Raw genomic sequence first — 16,978 nt, forward strand, 5'->3', positions numbered from 1 at the left:
GTTTAGTAAAAAACATATTCCACAAAACCGTGGTTAATCCTTTACTTTTTTAAAATCGCTTTAGCTACAGCGACGGTCATCCGCTAGTAATTAGCGTGTGACATTAAAGAATGCCAGCCTTCCTTTCAGTTCCCGCTTCATCAGCCCCAGGTCCTACAGCAATTTCAAACCTAAGCGTGACGATTCCACTCTGCGCCTTCCCTATACTGTAAACACAAGCAAAAATCATAAAGGAGAATTGACTTGGTCTCACATAGAGTAGAAGTGCAGGAATGGATTCTGCATCTGTTTATAAGCATAGTGTCTATTTATTTTGTATTGTTTCAACTGCCTACAGTCCTGCCACTTTTTAAAGTGATTTATTTAAGTGCTCTGCTCCTGGTTTTAGCAGCAGATGGATTTTTCATAATGACGAAGCGGAACCATCTTTTAAAAATAAATAGGATGATCCTGTTTTATTTTGGTGCAGTATTACTGCTGGTTTTGGCAATTTTTTATGTAACAAAAGTAATGGTTTTTACCGATGCGTATGGATTTGAAGGTTTGTTAAAAGAACATCTGGAAGCCGCGAAATATATTTTCTTTTTCATCAGTTTCGCCCAGCCGATCCTCCTTCCGATTCCGGAAGCTGTTACCATCCCGGGTGCGAGCGCGGTATTCGGGCCCGCCGTTGCCGCAGCCGTTGCTTTTCCAGGAACACTCCTTGGGATTTCAACCATGTTTTTTGCCGCCAGATACGGTGGAAGGAAATTCATATCCAGGTTCATCAAGGCTGAGCAGCTGGAAAAATACCAGCATTATGTTGCAAAAAATGAAACCCTGATTATGTTCCTGCTGTTTATCATTCCGATTCTCCCAGATGAAATCATCTGTGTAGGAGCAGGCATTGGGCAGGTATCTCCAAAAAAGTTCTTGCTCATTGCCTCGATCTCAAAGTTCCTAACGGCAACGTTGCTTGCATACTCAGTAGTGCTGGCTGAGAGGCTTTCATTATCTGCACCGCAATTGATGTTCGGATTGTCTGCTATTGTTCTAATTCTCTTTGGGGTTACCGTTGTAACGAAGAAGCTTTTAAGTAGGGAACGTGGATTGTAATGGAAGGAAGATAAGAGGATGGGGACGCATGGACACGTCCCCGTATCAAAGCATTAAGGCAGGTTAACACCACGTGAGCTCACATACAATGTATACCATTCGTCACGGGTCAGAGTGACATTGACTGCATCAGCGCTAGCCTTGATCCGGTCAGGATTTACCGTGCCTATGACAGGCTGAATGCCAGCAGGATGCCTCATCAGCCACGCAAGAACGATGGCTTCTGTTGTCGTTTGCTTCTCCTCGGCGAGCTTTTGTACCAATGCTGCCGTGTTCTTGACACTTTCGCTTTCATTTTCAATGTTTTTTCCGGAATAGAGCCCTTTTGCAAGCGAGCCCCATGATTGAATCTGGATATTCTCCATCTGGCAATACTCCAGCGTTCCTTCCGGGAAGACGTTTTGGCGTGCAGCTTCCTGATTGACATGGACACCCGTGTCGAGCCAGCCAATTTTATGCAGGCTCATTTCCAGTTGGTTGACGATGATTTTTTCATCCATATGCTGCTGCAGCAAGCGCATTTGTCCTGCACTCATATTCGAAACACCGAACGAACGCACCTTGCCGGAAGCCTTGAGCTGACGGAATGCTTCTCCAACCTCGCTTGGCTCCATCAACGGATCAGGACGGTGCAACAACAGGATATCCAGGTGCTCGATTCCAAGCCTTGAAAGAATGCCATCCACACTATTAAGAATGTACGATTTTGAAAAATCATACCTTCCTGGCAGTCCAGACTCCTGCTCAGCGAAACGAATGCCGCACTTCGACTGGATGATGATTTCATCACGAAGCCCAGGCCTTTCTTTTAAAACCTGTCCGAAGACCTTCTCCGCCTTACCCCTTGTATAAATATCAGCATGGTCAAACATATTGATTCCTGAAGCCAGCGCCGCTTCCACCGCCTCATGCGCCTGCTTCACATGTGCCGGCTCAATCGGCTGATCATCCCAGCTTCCCCCAAGCCCCATGCAGCCAAAAACAAGCTCCGAAGCATTAAAACCATTTTCATTAATAGGCAGCTTTCTCATTCCAGACTCCTCCTTATGTAAACTCAAAACCTTTGCAAGCCATTCTACCATATTAGAAGCACAGGGACGCTTCTCAAGCCTCGAAGCATGGGGACGTATCTACTGCTTCCATTTTGCAGAAGCACGGGGACGTTTCTTGTGCTCATGTCGCAAGTGGCCGAAGCATGGGGACGTATCTCTTGCTTCCAGATGCATGGGGACGTATCTCTTGCTTCCATATGGCAAGAGGCCAACCAGAATAATAAGAGGGCTTAACCTTTTAAAAAGCTAAGCCCCTAACAACCTATGCTGCACTCCTTCTTTTAAAGCCCGCCACAGCCAGGAGAAGTATTGCTATCTCCCGCTGCGAAATCAGTACCCTTTTCAACCGATTCCAGCCCGTAACCAGTTTCGCTAATCTCGAATGACTCTTCGCTTTGGACATTGTTTCTATTGTCCGTAGTCTTATTTCTTTCTTTATTATCTCTCATGGCTTACCTCCTGAGTTTTTACTGGTGGTATTTTCTTTTTATGTTGCTCAAGAACAGGAAAAGTATGTAATCTTGTGTGCCGGTTGACGCGGGAGCACGGGGACGTTTCTCCTGCTTCCATCCTCGCCTCAAGACAGAAGCACCAGCTACGTCCCCGTGCTTCACTGTTGTGTTACAATGCTTAAAAAGGGGATTATTGATGGAGGAGGCCAGGCAATATGGTGACTGTGTTTACGTATTTTGTTTCCCTTGTATTCATTGTGATATCAGTATTCATAACCCTCACTTTTAAAAATGAACTGGAGCGGATGTTTCGCGAGGAAAAAGAAGTATTCGTCTTCCATATCTTTAACGTGCTAATCACCCTGACCGTCGCTTTCGCATCCCAGGCAGTCATTACGATCTATGTAGCTGGCCATCAGTTTCACTTCATTAAGAGTGCAATCATTCTTTTGGCCATCACCCTTCCTGTTTACTTCCTTGGACACCTCACATTCGAAAAATATAAAATCGTTTACCGTAAATATGCAGCTACAGAGAACCGGAAAGTATTGGTTCTTAACGAGAAGTATATGAAGAAGAAGAAGAAGCGGTTTAAGAGTCTTAGGGATTATAATGCAAAATGAGACAGCAATAAAGCACGGGGACGTTTCTTCTGCTTCCATAATTATTAGCAGCAAAAATGGAAGCACCAGGTACGTCCCCGTGCTCCCGGCAGTCCCCGTGCTCTCTGATTAACGAATCCGATAAATCCTTGCTTCATAGGGCTTCATCGATATAGAAGTGGTAGGTTCTGATTTTTCAACTGGATAGTTCCCTAATACGAGCTCGCTTGGCTTAAGGTTATATTGATTAGGCAGGTCGAACTGGGTATGGCTGTCTGATATATTCAACATCACGAGCCAGCGTTCGTTTTCGAGTTCTCGTGTAAAAGCATAGATCTCTTCATGATCGTCTAATAAAGTTTCATAGGTTCCGTAGATCATTATTTCGTTTTCTTTGCGGAGCTGGATAAGCTTTTTATAGAAATGGAATACGGAGTCTGGATCGGCAAGTGCTTGCTCAACATTGATTTCTTTGTAGTTCGGATTGACTTTGATCCATGGCTGACCTGTGGTGAAGCCGGCGTTTTCCGATGCATTCCACTGAACCGGGGTTCTTGAATTATCACGGGAGAGAAGGCGCAGACTTTCAAGAACTTGTTCAGGATCTCCCCCTTTTTCAACTTCCTCCTTATACTTATTCTTCATTGCAATATCATTGTAATCGTCGATTGAATCGAACCGGACGCCGGTCATTCCAATCTCTTCGCCTTGATAAACATATGGCATGCCTGGCAAAGTATGCAGCAGGACTGCAAAGCATTTAGCACATTCCACCCGGTAAGCCGCATCATTGCCGAACCTTGTTACCAATCTTGTATGGTCATGGTTGTTTAAGAACTGCGAGTTCCAGCCTTTTCCCCACATGCCTTCATACCATCTCTTTTGTATCTCTTTAAATTTCTTCATATCCCATGCAGCCATATAATCACAAACCTCGAAATGGAAGAGGGTATGAAGCTCGTTCCGGTCCTCACCGACATACAAAACACCTTCCTCTGGTGTGACAAATGGTATTTCTCCAACGGTGAATACATCATAATGCTGCAAAACCTGTTCATGCATTTCTTTCAAGTAGTCATGAATTCCTGGATTATTGCCTAAGTAGGAGATATCCTGCGGATTATCCGCATACGGGAAACCATCGATCTTTGCCAGCAAATTGATGACATCCATCCGGAAACCATCGATTCCTTTTTTCAGCCAAAAATGCATCATTTGATAGATTTCTTCCCGGACATTTGGATTTTCCCAGTTCAAATCAGGCTGCTCTGTCGCGAATGAATGGAAATAGTACTCTCCCGTTTGGTCATCAAACTCCCATGCAGACGGAGTGAAATATGACCGCCAGTTATTCTTTTCTTTTTTCCAAATATAATAATCCCGCTTCGGGTTGTCCTTTGAAGAGCGCGACTCCAAAAACCAGGGATGCTGGTCGGACGTATGGTTTATGACAAGGTCGATGATCAGCTTCATACCTCGTTTGTGCACAGCATCAAGCAAACGGTCAAAAGTGGCCATATCTCCTGCTCTTGACATCACGGACTGGTAGTCAGAAATGTCATAGCCATTATCAACATCAGGAGATTCATAGAAAGGGTTGATCCAAATCACATCAATCCCGAGTTCTTTAATATAATCCAATTTATCGATGACGCCCTGGAGATCTCCGTAGCCATCACCATCTGTATCGTAAAAGCTTCGCCAGTATACCTGGTAGACAACAGCTTCCTTCCACCAAACTTTTTTCATCCGTATCTTCCCCTCTTCTTTTAAAAAAAACAGAAGAAGCGCAAAGCAACTCTACGCTCCTCCCCCTATATCCCGACAGCCGTACGAGACACAAGAACCGTACCCATGTCTCTGTCCTTATACTGCATAATTAACTGTTTTTCCATTCTCATCAATATAATTGATGATGGTCTCGTTTGTTTTAAGGTCTATATACAGCTGGCAATGCTTATCTTCTTTCTCCCATGAAAGCCGGATTTCATCATCCTGAGAATCCAGTACTTCGAAGGTTCCGTTGAACGCATCGTATTCATTCCTGAATCTTATCAGGGTAAGAAGCCTTTGGACTGCTTCTTTTTCGAGTGATTGCTCAATTTCATCCAGTGTATAGTTATGGCGGTTGATTTCGCGCCCTTCTCCAGTTTTCTCAACTTGCTCGACGTCATTTTCCCCTGCCAGCAGGCCGACATAATAGATCTGAGGGATACCTGGTGTGAACAATTGGATTGCCCTTGCTGCGAGGTAGGCATCATCGTCTGAATTAAGGACCGAATAGTAGGAGCACCTGATCTGATGGACATCGAACCCATCCTCAGCCTTATGCTCGTCACTCATAATCAAGCTGAGATTTGAGCCGCGCTCGAGAGCAACATCGACCAGCTTCCTCGCTTCTTTCGTATCAATCAAGTCATCCAAATCCGGCTTCACAGGGATTCCATCATGGCAATCCAGCATCGTGAATTGCTTATGCGGGCGATCCTTCAGGTAAGCCTTCAAGTCCCTGCTTGATTTGTTCACCAAAGTATCAAGGACTCTGTATGGCAAAATGAAATCGTAGATCCAGAAGCCATGTTCCGCGAGCTTATACTGGATGGAATAGTGTGAATGAACCTCAGGAAGCAGTTCGATATCTAATGATTGAACAAGCTCCCTGATCCAGTCCAGGAATTCATAAATTTCCGGCTCAACAAAGAAACAGCTTGTCCCTAACTTTTTCACGATATAGCCAACCGCATCAAGACGGACTATTTTCACATTATTATTTTTAAAGTTCTCAAAGAACGCTCGAAGCAGCTGCCTAACCTGCTCCGACTTGATATCAAGGTCGATCTGTTCTGATGGATCAGTCTTCCCGAATGTTGTCCATACTGTTTCTTCCCCGCCGGTTTCTTCTATGGTAAAAGTGGAGTAAGGAAGCGGGCGGCGCAGGAACATTTTGTCGATATCCTCCTGGACTGGCTTGCCGTCTTCCCAGATTTTATCAAGCGTAATGAACAGATCAGCATACCTAGAACGGCGACCTTTTTTCATAAAGTCCTGGAAATACTCAGACTTCTGGGAAATATGGTTTACCATCAGATCAACGAGTATATCAAAATTCTCGCCAATCCTTTTGATATCCTCCCATGTGCCAAACTTCGGTTCTATGTCCAGATAGGTAAGCGGTGCAAACCCTCTGTCTCCTGAAGAAGGAAATGGCGGCAAGATGTGCACTCCGCCTGTGAATACATCGGAGAAATGTGTTGTTAACACTTCATTCAATGTTTTGAGGTCACCCCCCAGGGAATCGGGATATGTAATTAACTGAACTTTATTTTTCACTCCCATCGATAAGACCCTCCTCAACTTTGTATAATCGTTTCAGCTCTTCCACTGCTGGCAAATCTACAACAGCTCCTGTGTGCCTGAGCTTGTAGGCGCTGACGGCAGAACCGATTTTCAGTGCATCACGAACAGTTTCTCCTTTGACCAACCCGGTATAAAACCCTGACCAAAAGGCATCCCCTGCACCCGTAGTATCAACCACTTCTTCTGCGAGGGATGGAATCGAAACCGTTTCACTGCCATTCGAAACAATAGCTCCATCTTTTCCGAGTGTCATGATCACTAATTTAGCCCCAAGATTCAGGAACTTGCTGATCTGCTTTTCCGGGGTATCCTTGCCAAACAATCGTTCAGCGTCATCTTCTGACGGTTTCACAATATCCGACATGCTGATAATCGACTTGATATAGGACAACCCGTCCTCATCCTTTGGCCAGATCATTGGGTGATAATTAGGGTCAAAACCTACTAAAATCCCATTTTCCTTTGCTTTTTCAATTAACCGTTCAATCGTAGTCCTCGCAGGAATCCTGGAAATAGGCCAGCATGAAAAATGGAATATCTTCGTATTCACCAAAGCTTCCTCTAGTTTCGGTGAATACTCTAAATGATAATCAGCATCCCGATAAAATATCGGTTCAGGTGTACCTTTACTCTTCGTGACGACCACCATGCTGGTTGATTGATCCGCCGATGTTTGGATAAGTGATGGATCAATACCTTCATCCTGCAGGTGATGAGTCAGGAACCTTCCTAATCGGTCCTCCCCGACTGAAGAGGCAACACGCGAATTGATCCCGAGCTTTTTTACATTCATCGCGATATTGGCTGGAGATCCTCCAAAGAATTTCCGGTAAACATTGGATTGGCCGTTTTCCTCGTATTCTTCGGATATCATATCGATCAGGATCTCACCAACTGTCAAAACATCATTCACTTTATCCATAAAATCAACACTTCTATCGAAATGAAACAACATGCTTCCTCCTTTACAACCTCTCAGATAAAGAAAAAAGATGGAGACCAAAACCGGTCTGCATCGTAATCCTGGGTATGTTTACACTCATTTTGTACAATTCGACACACTCTCACGCTCGATGAACAGATGATCAACCGTGACATTCCTGTCGGTTTTCTCATCATTCATGATCTTTTGGAGCAGCAGTGCCGTCTGCTTTCCCATTTCAAAAAAATCCTGCTGGATGGTTGTAAGCGGAGGCTGCGTAAACTCACTGATTAATATTCCATCGAATCCCGTTACGGAAACATCTTCAGGGATTCTAAGGCCTTTCTCCTTAACCGCTTTCATGACACCCAATGCCATAAGGTCACTGAAGCATAAAAACGCAGTAGGAGCTTTTTGCTGTAAAAGTTCTTTTGTCGTTTGGTACGCCTTTTCCTCGGAAAAATCGCCATGGATGATATTTTCTTCACCTAGTTCGAATCCCTGTTCGCGTAATGCTTCCTTAACGCCAGACAGCCGTTCTGCGTTCACCCACGCTTCTGCCTTGCCAGCGACGATGACAATGTCTTTATGGTTCCGCTCCAGCAGGTAACGAGCTATCTCTTTGCTGGCTTCGAAATTGTCGATAGACACGGACCCCACTAATGCGCTTTCTTTCTCTAATTTCACATCCAAGACAACACAAGGTATATTAGAATCGATCAGTTCAAGAAAGAAGGGATCATCAATTCGGATACCTGACAAAACTGCCCCGCCTATATTCCGTTCCTTGCAAAAGGCTGCATAGCTTTTCTGCTTCTGCTTTTGCGAATCGATCATGTAGATCGCCAGTTCATGCTGGGATTGTTCCACCGCTGCATAAACACCTTTAAAAAGCTGGAAGGAGTTCGTGTTGTCTTTGATGCCACTCTCAAAAAAACCTGAAGTGATCAGGCCGATGGTATTCTGTTTCTTGGATGACAAATTTTTCGCAACCAGATTAGGAGAATAGTCCAACTCCTTCGCAACTTCTAGAATCAGCTTTTTTGTTTTTTCACTAATATCAGGGTAATCATTAAAAGCCTTTGAGACCATGCTGACCGATACCCCTGCTTTTTTAGCCACATCTTTAATAGTAGCCATCTACAAACCATCTCCTGCTGTTCCCTTTTCCTTGATTATCAAAGACGCCTAACTCTCTGTCAATCATCACTGTGATCTTGAGTTGAACATACTGCTCAATCGTTCCAGTGTTAATTCTGCTGTGCTGCCAAGGACTAGATCGGCTCCTGCTGCTTTCATGATTTCCAAGGTACCTACCCCAACAGAGAACATCCCGGCATCGCGAATGGACTGCAATCCTGCAACCGAGTCCTCAATCCCAGCACAATCAAGCGGATTGACTGATAGCTTCTCTGCTGCTGCAAGGAAAATATCAGGTGCGGGTTTGCCCTGTGCGACTTCACCGGGATCGACCACCACTTGGAAATAGTCTGTTATCTGCAAGGCATCAAGAATGGATGGGGCGTTCTTGCTTGCAGAAGCCAGCCCAATCTTGATTTGATTGTTCTTCAGTTCATCAAGAAAACTTCTGATCCCCGGAAAGATATTCTCCGGTGTCATTTGAGCCAAGAGGCGGACATAGTGCTCATTTTTACGATGTGCAAGCTCCAGTTTCTCTTTTTCAGTAAAGGTATGTGCGATTCCGCCCAGTTCAAGGATCCGCTCAAGGCTTTCCATCCGGCTAATACCCTTTAATTCCTCATTGAATTCTCTGTCGAAGCTGATCCCGATACTGCTCGCCAATTCCCTCCATGCGAGGAAATGCCATTCCGCGGTATCAGTGATCACGCCATCCAAGTCGAAAATAACTGCTTTTAAATTCAATTTCCGTTCTCCTTTAACGATTTATTTCACGCCTGCTGTCTGATTATTCGTCTGAATGAAGTATTTATTCAGAATGATATAGATAATGAAAATCGGGATGATCGAAATCAGCGATCCTGCCATGATGACATCCCATGCAGTAGCATTCCTGAATTGTTTTGCCAGCGCGTTCAATCCCTGTGTGAGCATGTAACGGTCTGGGCTTGAAATGAACAGGAGCGGTTTCATGAATTCATTCCATACTCCCATGAAAACAAATACTGCCTGCGTAGCAACCGCTGCCTTGGCATTTGGGAGGACAATCCGAAAGAACGTTCCGATCCGGGACAGCCCATCCATCGTTGCCGCTTCCTCCACATCCCTCGGGAAGTTGACAAAGAACTGGCGCATCATGAAAATATAGGCAATATTGAACATCGTCGTAAGGATAATAGACCAATGGCTGTCCACCAAGCCCAGTTTCGAAACCACAATATACAATGGGATCATGGTTACCTGTGACGGAATCATAATCAAAGCCAACAGAGCGCTGAACAGAGCTTTTCGGCCTCGGAAATCAATTCGTGCGAGTGCGTATCCAGCCATCGTGTTGACCACGAGATTGATCAGAGTGGTTACGAGAGCTACGATCAGTGAATTCATTACCCATGTTGGAAGCTGTGAATCAAATACTTTTTCATAGCCGGCAGTGCTCCATTCCTGTGGAAAAAAAGTACCGCCGCTTGCAATTTCCGCTGTTGTCTTAAAGGAAGTCAAAATACTCCAAAGAAACGGGGCAAGGGTCAAAAGTGAATACCCTATAAGCAAAGCATACACAATCGCCTTCATTTTACTGCTTTTCCTATTTCTCATCACCCATTCACCTCATCAGCTTTGAGTAGTTTGTTTACAATGTAAGTTACGGTGAAGATAATCGCTCCCAGGACAAATGCCAGTGCCGTGGCGCGTCCCATATCATTGCTGTTGAATGCCAGCTGATAAATATAGAGGGAGAATGTCAGCGTTGAGTTTTGCGGTCCGCCTGTACCATTCGATAAAATAAATGCCTGGTCAAATATCTGGAAGCAGCCAACCAATCCCATCGTCACAACATAAAAAGTGATTGGCATTAACTGTGGGACAGTGACATGGCGGAATTGTTTAAATGCCGAAGCACCATCAAGCGAAGCTGCCTCGTATAAGCTTTCAGGGATATCCTGCAAGCCTGATAGAAATACGATCATGAAGTGTGGGACTGTTGAAAAAATATTCATGATCATAATGACCGTCAATGCCAGACTAGGATTGGTCAAGAATTCCAGCCTTATGCCAAACAGGTCCTCGATTGTATTGACGACAAGCCCGTTATTGTTAAACAGCCACATAAAAATCAAAGTCATAGCAGAAGATGACGTCAAGGTCGGAATGAACATGACCGTCAGGAAGCCGCGGCTGAATTTAACTTTATTATTCAATAATGCTGCAAGAGCCAATGCAATGATCGTCTGTATTGGGACTACGACCAATACATATCGGAATGTATTATAGAATGAAGCCCAGAACTTTGGGTCTTCGAATATTTTTCGAAAGTTATCCAAACCAATGAAATTCCTTGTCCCCGCAAGCATATCAACCTTGAAAAACATCAGGAAAAAAGCATAAACGACTGGGACGATCGTAAAGAAAAGGATGGCTAGAAGGGCAGGCATCATAAAGGAATACCCTTGAAGATTGTGAAGGCGTTTGCTGTTCATTTCGTTCACCTCTTTAAGTAGGCTCTATTCTTTTTAAATTTTTGTTTTCGTTCCATTCTTCGCTGTCTGACCAGGAACTTCATAAGCTCCTATCCTTTCAATAGGGATCCGCCTTAAACAGCAACAATCCATGTGAAGCAGCAAAAACTAATGACACTCGAACTAACTGTAAAACTTGTAAATTAGATTCCTTAATAAAGAAAGGGGGCACTAAAGCCCCCTGCTTAGTACAATCTTTTAAGCTTTCCTGCTGAAAATCGTATCCTTTTTATTCCTGGCGGGCAATTTCATCATTTGCTTCTTTTTCCGCATCCTTCATCGCCTGCTCAACTGACTTATCACCGTTCAGTGCAGCCATGAACTGGTTATCGAATGCCTGTGAAATAACTGGCAGGTTCACACCTGAAGACCAAACAGTTCCATACTCTGCACCTTCAACATGCGCTTTCAGAACTGAATCTTCATTAACCTTCATTTCTTCCGCTGTAGAGATTCGTGGAGGAAGAGTTCCAGAACCTTCGCTCCATTGTTTCAGGCCATCACCAGTCATATAGTTAATGAATTCAGCTGCTGTTTCTTTGTTCTCTGAATCTTTGGCAATTGCATAGCCAACAGTAAAGGTCATTGTTTGCTCTTTTCCATTAACCGTAGGGGCTGGAAGAACCTGATATTTGACGTCACTGTAATCTGTTTTCAAGGCGCTCAATACCCAGTTTCCTTCAATCATGAAGACCGCTTTATTCGTACCAAATGCTGCGCCTGCCCAGTCAACACCAAGATCCGTCTTTGGATTTGCCAGATAGCCTTTGTCCTGTCCTTCTACAAGAGATTCAAGATAGGAAATTGCTTCAGGGCTGGAAGTGAAATCTGCTTTTCCATCCTCTGTTACCGGATTTAAGCCGCTTGCAATCATAGCACTAAGGTGACGTGCCATTGTGTTATCAAATACCATTGCAGCCTGGCCTTTATCCAATTTTGCCTGTACTTTCTCAGAGAATCCGAGAAGTCCTTCCCAGTCAGAAGGGATATCTTCAACCTTGAATCCTGCCTTTGTTAATAGGTCCGTATTCACATATAGTGATAAAGTTGAATAGTCTTTCGGCAGAGCGTATAGCTTTCCATCTTCCCCTTTGAACGAATCAATCAGAGGCTCATAGAAATCTTCCTGGTTCTTTGCTTCTTTTGAAATGTCTGCGAGGACACCACTCTTGATGAACTTAGGTGCTGCGAAAGCTTCCATATAGAATACATCCGGAGCATTTTTCGCTGCAAAACGTGCAGTCAGGGCATCCTGGAAATTATCCTGGATTACTTCCACCTTCACATCTTTGCCTGAAGCCTTCTCAAAGCTGTCAATTGTTGCTTCAAGTGCTTTTGTCTCAGCTGGTGAAGAACCCCATACTGCCAAGGTTATTTCGTCTCCGCCTTTCGCATTGTCAGTCTTCTCCGACGAAGAACTGCATGCTGAAAGTCCAACCATCAAGGATGTTGCCAGTGCAAATACCGCTAACTTTTTCATAGCTTTAAACCTCCACATTTTGGTTTATATAATTTATCTTTGTTTCACCTGTTACTTCATACTTCTGTCCAAATACTTCAATAACTAAAGAGACTTCTTTTTCCGTTTTTATGGTCAATGTAGAATGATCCATGTACAGCTGCAGCTGGCTGCCCTGCCAGTTGATTGTAAAGCTTAAGTCATTCCAGTGCTTTGGCAATCTTGGATTGATTCTCAACTTTCCATCAACCATTCTTACTCCGCCGAATCCTAGGACGACAGATTGCCAGATGCCGCCAAGCGATGCTGCGTGGACACCATGGTCAGATGAATTCATGGCAGGACCCAAGTCAATTTCCGCTGCTCTCCTGAACAATGAGTAAGCCATTTCTTCTCTGCCCAGGTCGTTTGCAAGGATGGCATGTGTTGATAGGCTAAGCGATGAATCATGCAGCGTTTTTGGCTCATAATAATCAAAGTTTGCCTGCTTCACTTCATGGCTGAATCTATTTTCAAGCATCAGGAACAGGATCATGATGTCTGCCTGCTTGGAAACCTGAATTTCATTTACCTGATCGAGATTATAGTCATGAAATAGTGTGCCTACTTTTGACTGGTTCTTATATTTTTCAAGATTGATGACCTTCTTGTTCAGGTAAGTATCATCCTGAGGAATCACCATATCTTCTTTTCGCGGCTGAGGCAGATAAATATTCCCGATTTTTTCTTCCCATGATTTATATGAATCTGTCAGGCTAAGCTTATCTTCCAGACCACCGAGAATTGCCGGATTCGTTTCTTTCAACTCATCATAGTATTTCATTGCCAGGCTTATATTGAAGTGAGCCATATGGTTTGTAAATGCGTTGTTGTCAACATGCTCTTTATACTCATCTGGCCCAACAACATTATTGATATGGTACTCCTGCTTCTGCTCATTCCACTCCAGTCGGCTTGCCCAGAATCGAGCTGTATCAAAAATGATTTCGTAGCCGTAGTGATCCATGAACTCCTGGTCATTCGTGATTTTATAATATTGCCAAACAGCAAATGCAATATCTGAGGTAATATGCTGTTCAATAAATCCTGACCAGATTTTGGTCTGCTTGCCTGTCACAATATCGACAGCTCCCCAGACTGGCGTTACTTCGCCATCTGTCGGCCAGGCCGCTTCCCATGGATACATAGCTCCCTCATATCCATTCTCTGCCGCCTTTTTCCCAGCCCCTACAAGGCCGAGGTAGCGGTATTTCAGAAGGGATCTTGCCACTTCTGGATTAGAATAGATGAAGAATGGAAGGATGAACACTTCAGTATCCCAGAATGAGTGGCCTTTATAGCCCTCACCGCTTAAAGCTTTTGCCCCTATTCCCATTCGCTCATCATGTGCTGGTGTCATCACCGTCAAATGATAGATGGCAAACCTCAAAGCCAGTGCATCAAATGGATCTTCGCTGTTTACCGTAAAGTTGTACTTGCTCCAAACTTTTGCATCCCAAGCAGCAACATGCTCCTTATATACATTTTCATATCTTTTTGAAGAAGCTTTGCGAAGATTTTCCATCGACTTTTCACGCAATAATTCAAGTTGATATTCTTGTGCAGCATATTCTTTATCACGGCTGGTATGAATGGTTGTCAGTTTCTCCATAGCCAGAGTGTCACCGGGCTGCAGCTCCAGGCTGTATTGAAGCCAAACTTTCCGGCGATCCATACCCATTATCGGCTCAACATCGGTTTTACTGCCATTTACAGTAACATCATGGACCGTGTTCAGCACAATATCTACTTTTGATTCAGTCGTAGTTTGCACCAGCTGGACGAATTTCTTATCAAAAATTCTCCTGTCACCTTCATGGAAGTGCTGGACTCCGGAGTTTGTCATCTGTGAATCGATGCCTGAATCAAATGAAATCGAAACCGGGTGCGTAAGCGACTCTACCTCCATCTTCATGCCGACTAAGTGAAGATTATCCAGTGAGACGAATCTTCTAAAGTGGAAACGAAGCGCTTTCCCTTTTGGCGATGTCCATTCAAAACTTCTTGATAGTTCAGCAGTTTTTAAGTTTAGCTGTTTAACATAATCTTTCACAGTGCCGAATTCCAAACTGAAACGCTCACCGTCAACCCTGATATTCATCCTGGTGATGTCTGCGATGTTAGGCAGCTCAGTCACTTCATTCAAATCGAACTTGTTAAAGGTCCCCGCAATGAACAAATTCCTCGTTTCCTGCAGATACGGTTCCTCAGCAGCTGACCGAAGCCCCATATACCCATTGCCAAGATACATAATAGCCTCTGTCTTGCCAAGAGTGTCAGCCGAGAAAGCTACATCCGAAACAACCCAGTTTTCAAACTCACCTTTACCTAAAGAATAATCCATCATAAAACAAAACCTCCTGTCGAAAACGTTTTAGATTTGGTCTAAAAAAATAAAACGCTTCCTCTATCCGTCAAATCTCGTTGTAAAATTGATAACGCTTGCAGAAAACGTTTTCGTAAAACACTAAAAAAATATTTTCCCAGAAGCACGGGTGTGCATCTAGCTGAAGCAAGGGGACGTACCCACTGCTTCCTTTTTCTGCTGTTGATAATATGGTATAGACTTGGAACGCTTTTATTACTATAAAAACATTTTCCGAAAACGTTTTAGGTCTTAACACTTCTAAGTATATTCCGTCAAAATTGTAAAGTCAATTTTAAATTTGTGAACTTTTTTTGTAAATTTGAGCTCAGCTGTGGACTCTCATTTTTGAGACTGGTGCTTCAAACTAACTGCTCCGGTCCACTTTTATCTATAGCACTGAAATAAGGAACACGGGGAAGCCACTTGCACCAAGCCAGTTGCTGACACTTCATTACTTTCTCGAAGTCACGTAAGCATAATCAGCATACGAGGCATTTGTTCCAGCATCTGCCGTAGCGTAGTTGCCTGCTAGAAAAAGACCGCAAGCATAAATTTCTAATTTGTCTTTAGCGATAACGGTACATTCTATACCCAAATGCTGGATGAAATTCATGACCAAGAACCAGCCAAAGGACACCGTTTGGCTGCTTCAAGATGTGGTATATAGAAAAGATGATCCTAGCATAAAGGGGGAAGAGAAATGAAAGAGCATAAAGAAATGCCAAAGGAGACAGGATTGCTTGAAAACTTCCGCCTCCTCAGGGAAGGCTATCAATACATAATGAACCGGAGTGATAAGTATGACTCTCCAGTTTTTGAAACAAACCTTTTGGGGGAAACCGGCATTTGCCTGATTGGAAAAGAAGCGGCGGAGATTTTTTATGACAATGACAGTTTCAAACGGGAAAATGCAGCCCCTAAACTCGTCCAAAAAACTTTATTTGGTGTAGGTGGCATCCAAGGTCTGGACGGCGAGCCTCATTTGAACAGAAAAGCGATGTTTATGTCCCTGATGTCAAAGGAGTCCCTTCATGACATACAGGCCATCTTTGCCGAAAAGTTAGATCGTTATAGCAAAAGGTGGGAAGCCGAGGAGGAAATCATCCTTTACAATGAAGCGAAACAAATGCTGACGGAAACAGCCTTCGAGTGGACAGGAGTCCCGCTTCAAAATGATGAATTGAAGAAGTGGACAGACGAACTGGGCGTCATGTTTGAAGGTGCGGCGAGTATGGGCTGGAAGCACTGGCAGGCACGGCAGTCCCGCTCAAAAGCAGAAGAATGGCTCGAAGAATTAGTAGACAAGGTCCGTGCAAAAGAAATTCATCCTGATGAGCAGCGGGCTCTTTATCAGTTTTCTTTTCATAAAGATCCTAATGGTGAATTGCTGGATTCAGCTGTTGTGGCTGTTGAACTGTTAAATTTGCTCCGGCCAATTGTCGCGATCTCTGTCTATATAGATTTCACTGCTCTGGCTGTGTATGAACATCCAGAGGAAGCCGCGAAAGTGAAAAATGGCGGAAAGGACGAGCAACAGCGCTTCATTCAGGAAGTGCGTCGTTTCTATCCGTTCTTTCCTTTTGTGGCTGCGCGAGTGAAGCAGGATTTCGAATGGAAGGGCTATAAGTTTAAAAAAGACACCCTCACCCTCCTGGATTTATACGGCACCAACCATCATCCGGAAGAATGGGATCAGCCCGAAGTATTTGCTCCCGACCGTTTTCTCTCATGGTCCGGCAGCCCGTTTGATTTCATCCCTCAAGGCGGAGGAGAATATGAGATCGGCCATCGCTGTGCGGGAGAGTGGCTGACCCTGGACATTCTCAGGGTAGCGGTGGATTACCTCGTCAATCATTTAAGTTATACAGTCCCGAAGCAGGACTTAAGCTACAGCATGAACGATATTCCAAGTCTGCCCGAAAGCCGATTGAAGCTGGCAAACGTTAAAAGAAAATCGGCTGAATGAAGGCAGACGG

Annotated in this window: 14 protein-coding genes; 3 read left to right on the plus strand and 11 right to left on the minus strand. The window is 44.1% G+C overall.

All coding sequences use genetic code 11. The annotated features are described in order from the left end of the window. Positions 1 to 243: 243 nt before the first annotated feature. Entirely contained in the window at positions 244 to 1,095 is an 852-nt protein-coding gene (locus AC3EBE_RS04465) for a TVP38/TMEM64 family protein (RefSeq protein WP_488593803.1), read from the plus strand. 53 nt (positions 1,096 to 1,148) lie between these two features. Here the strand turns inward: AC3EBE_RS04465 and AC3EBE_RS04470 are convergent, their stop codons facing one another. Continuing rightward, positions 1,149 to 2,126 (minus strand): aldo/keto reductase, encoded by a 978-nt coding sequence (locus tag AC3EBE_RS04470; protein ID WP_488593804.1) that lies wholly within the window; start codon positions 2,124 to 2,126, stop codon positions 1,149 to 1,151. Positions 2,127 to 2,428: 302 nt separating this feature from the next. Then, entirely contained in the window at positions 2,429 to 2,596 is a 168-nt protein-coding gene (locus tag AC3EBE_RS04475) for a hypothetical protein (RefSeq protein ID WP_488593805.1), read from the minus strand. A gap of 218 nt (positions 2,597 to 2,814) precedes the next feature. Between AC3EBE_RS04475 and AC3EBE_RS04480 the strand changes: the two genes are divergently transcribed. After that, positions 2,815 to 3,222, plus strand: coding sequence for a hypothetical protein (locus AC3EBE_RS04480; protein WP_488593806.1), 408 nt, complete (start codon positions 2,815 to 2,817; stop codon positions 3,220 to 3,222). A gap of 108 nt (positions 3,223 to 3,330) precedes the next feature. On the opposite strand, the gene AC3EBE_RS04485 is transcribed toward AC3EBE_RS04480, so the two are convergent. The 9 genes from AC3EBE_RS04485 to AC3EBE_RS04525 form a co-directional block, all read right to left on the minus strand. After that, the gene (locus AC3EBE_RS04485) at positions 3,331 to 4,950 is read right to left on the minus strand and encodes a glycoside hydrolase family 13 protein (protein WP_488593807.1); all 1,620 of its coding nucleotides are present in this window, start codon (positions 4,948 to 4,950) and stop codon (positions 3,331 to 3,333) included. Between the two features lie 117 nt (positions 4,951 to 5,067). Further along, positions 5,068 to 6,537, minus strand: a complete 1,470-nt coding sequence (gene gtfA, locus AC3EBE_RS04490) for a sucrose phosphorylase (RefSeq protein ID WP_488593808.1) — start codon at positions 6,535 to 6,537, stop codon at positions 5,068 to 5,070. Continuing rightward, positions 6,521 to 7,510 (minus strand): carbohydrate kinase family protein, encoded by a 990-nt coding sequence (locus tag AC3EBE_RS04495; protein ID WP_488593917.1) that lies wholly within the window; start codon positions 7,508 to 7,510, stop codon positions 6,521 to 6,523. The genes gtfA and AC3EBE_RS04495 overlap by 17 nt, the downstream gene beginning before the upstream one ends. An 87-nt stretch (positions 7,511 to 7,597) precedes the next feature. Then, positions 7,598 to 8,620, minus strand: a complete 1,023-nt coding sequence (locus AC3EBE_RS04500) for a LacI family DNA-binding transcriptional regulator (RefSeq protein WP_488593809.1) — start codon at positions 8,618 to 8,620, stop codon at positions 7,598 to 7,600. A gap of 66 nt (positions 8,621 to 8,686) precedes the next feature. After that, positions 8,687 to 9,364, minus strand: coding sequence for a beta-phosphoglucomutase (gene pgmB, locus AC3EBE_RS04505; RefSeq protein WP_488593810.1), 678 nt, complete (start codon positions 9,362 to 9,364; stop codon positions 8,687 to 8,689). A 21-nt stretch (positions 9,365 to 9,385) separates the two neighbouring features. Continuing rightward, the gene (locus tag AC3EBE_RS04510; RefSeq protein ID WP_488593811.1) at positions 9,386 to 10,216 is read right to left on the minus strand and encodes a carbohydrate ABC transporter permease; all 831 of its coding nucleotides are present in this window, start codon (positions 10,214 to 10,216) and stop codon (positions 9,386 to 9,388) included. After that, positions 10,216 to 11,097 (minus strand): carbohydrate ABC transporter permease, encoded by an 882-nt coding sequence (locus AC3EBE_RS04515; protein ID WP_488593812.1) that lies wholly within the window; start codon positions 11,095 to 11,097, stop codon positions 10,216 to 10,218. The genes AC3EBE_RS04510 and AC3EBE_RS04515 overlap by 1 nt, the downstream gene beginning before the upstream one ends. A 268-nt stretch (positions 11,098 to 11,365) precedes the next feature. Beyond that, positions 11,366 to 12,616, minus strand: coding sequence for an ABC transporter substrate-binding protein (locus tag AC3EBE_RS04520; protein ID WP_488593813.1), 1,251 nt, complete (start codon positions 12,614 to 12,616; stop codon positions 11,366 to 11,368). Between the two features lie 4 nt (positions 12,617 to 12,620). Then, positions 12,621 to 14,981, minus strand: coding sequence for a glycoside hydrolase family 65 protein (locus AC3EBE_RS04525; protein WP_488593814.1), 2,361 nt, complete (start codon positions 14,979 to 14,981; stop codon positions 12,621 to 12,623). Positions 14,982 to 15,702: 721 nt separating this feature from the next. On the opposite strand from AC3EBE_RS04525, the gene cypC reads away from it, so the two are divergent. Next, positions 15,703 to 16,968 (plus strand): CYP152 family fatty-acid peroxygenase CypC, encoded by a 1,266-nt coding sequence (gene cypC / locus AC3EBE_RS04530; RefSeq protein ID WP_488593815.1) that lies wholly within the window; start codon positions 15,703 to 15,705, stop codon positions 16,966 to 16,968. Positions 16,969 to 16,978: the final 10 nt, after the last annotated feature.

It is taken from the genome of Mesobacillus sp., from assembly GCF_057785455.1.

What these genes read in the sequence shown, in the direction of transcription:
- AC3EBE_RS04475 (WP_488593805.1), bottom strand. Translation starts at nt 2,596, where the DNA reads ATGAGAGATAATAAAGAAAGAAATAAGACTACGGACAATAGAAACAAT.
- AC3EBE_RS04515 (WP_488593812.1), bottom strand. Translation starts at nt 11,097, where the DNA reads ATGAACAGCAAACGCCTTCACAATCTTCAAGGGTATTCCTTTATGATG.
- cypC (WP_488593815.1), top strand. Translation starts at nt 15,703, where the DNA reads ATGAAAGAGCATAAAGAAATGCCAAAGGAGACAGGATTGCTTGAAAAC.
- AC3EBE_RS04510 (WP_488593811.1), bottom strand. Translation starts at nt 10,216, where the DNA reads ATGAGAAATAGGAAAAGCAGTAAAATGAAGGCGATTGTGTATGCTTTG.
- AC3EBE_RS04525 (WP_488593814.1), bottom strand. Translation starts at nt 14,981, where the DNA reads ATGATGGATTATTCTTTAGGTAAAGGTGAGTTTGAAAACTGGGTTGTT.
- AC3EBE_RS04470 (WP_488593804.1), bottom strand. Translation starts at nt 2,126, where the DNA reads ATGAGAAAGCTGCCTATTAATGAAAATGGTTTTAATGCTTCGGAGCTT.
- AC3EBE_RS04485 (WP_488593807.1), bottom strand. Translation starts at nt 4,950, where the DNA reads ATGAAAAAAGTTTGGTGGAAGGAAGCTGTTGTCTACCAGGTATACTGG.
- AC3EBE_RS04520 (WP_488593813.1), bottom strand. Translation starts at nt 12,616, where the DNA reads ATGAAAAAGTTAGCGGTATTTGCACTGGCAACATCCTTGATGGTTGGA.
- AC3EBE_RS04500 (WP_488593809.1), bottom strand. Translation starts at nt 8,620, where the DNA reads ATGGCTACTATTAAAGATGTGGCTAAAAAAGCAGGGGTATCGGTCAGC.
- AC3EBE_RS04480 (WP_488593806.1), top strand. Translation starts at nt 2,815, where the DNA reads ATGGTGACTGTGTTTACGTATTTTGTTTCCCTTGTATTCATTGTGATA.
- gtfA (WP_488593808.1), bottom strand. Translation starts at nt 6,537, where the DNA reads ATGGGAGTGAAAAATAAAGTTCAGTTAATTACATATCCCGATTCCCTG.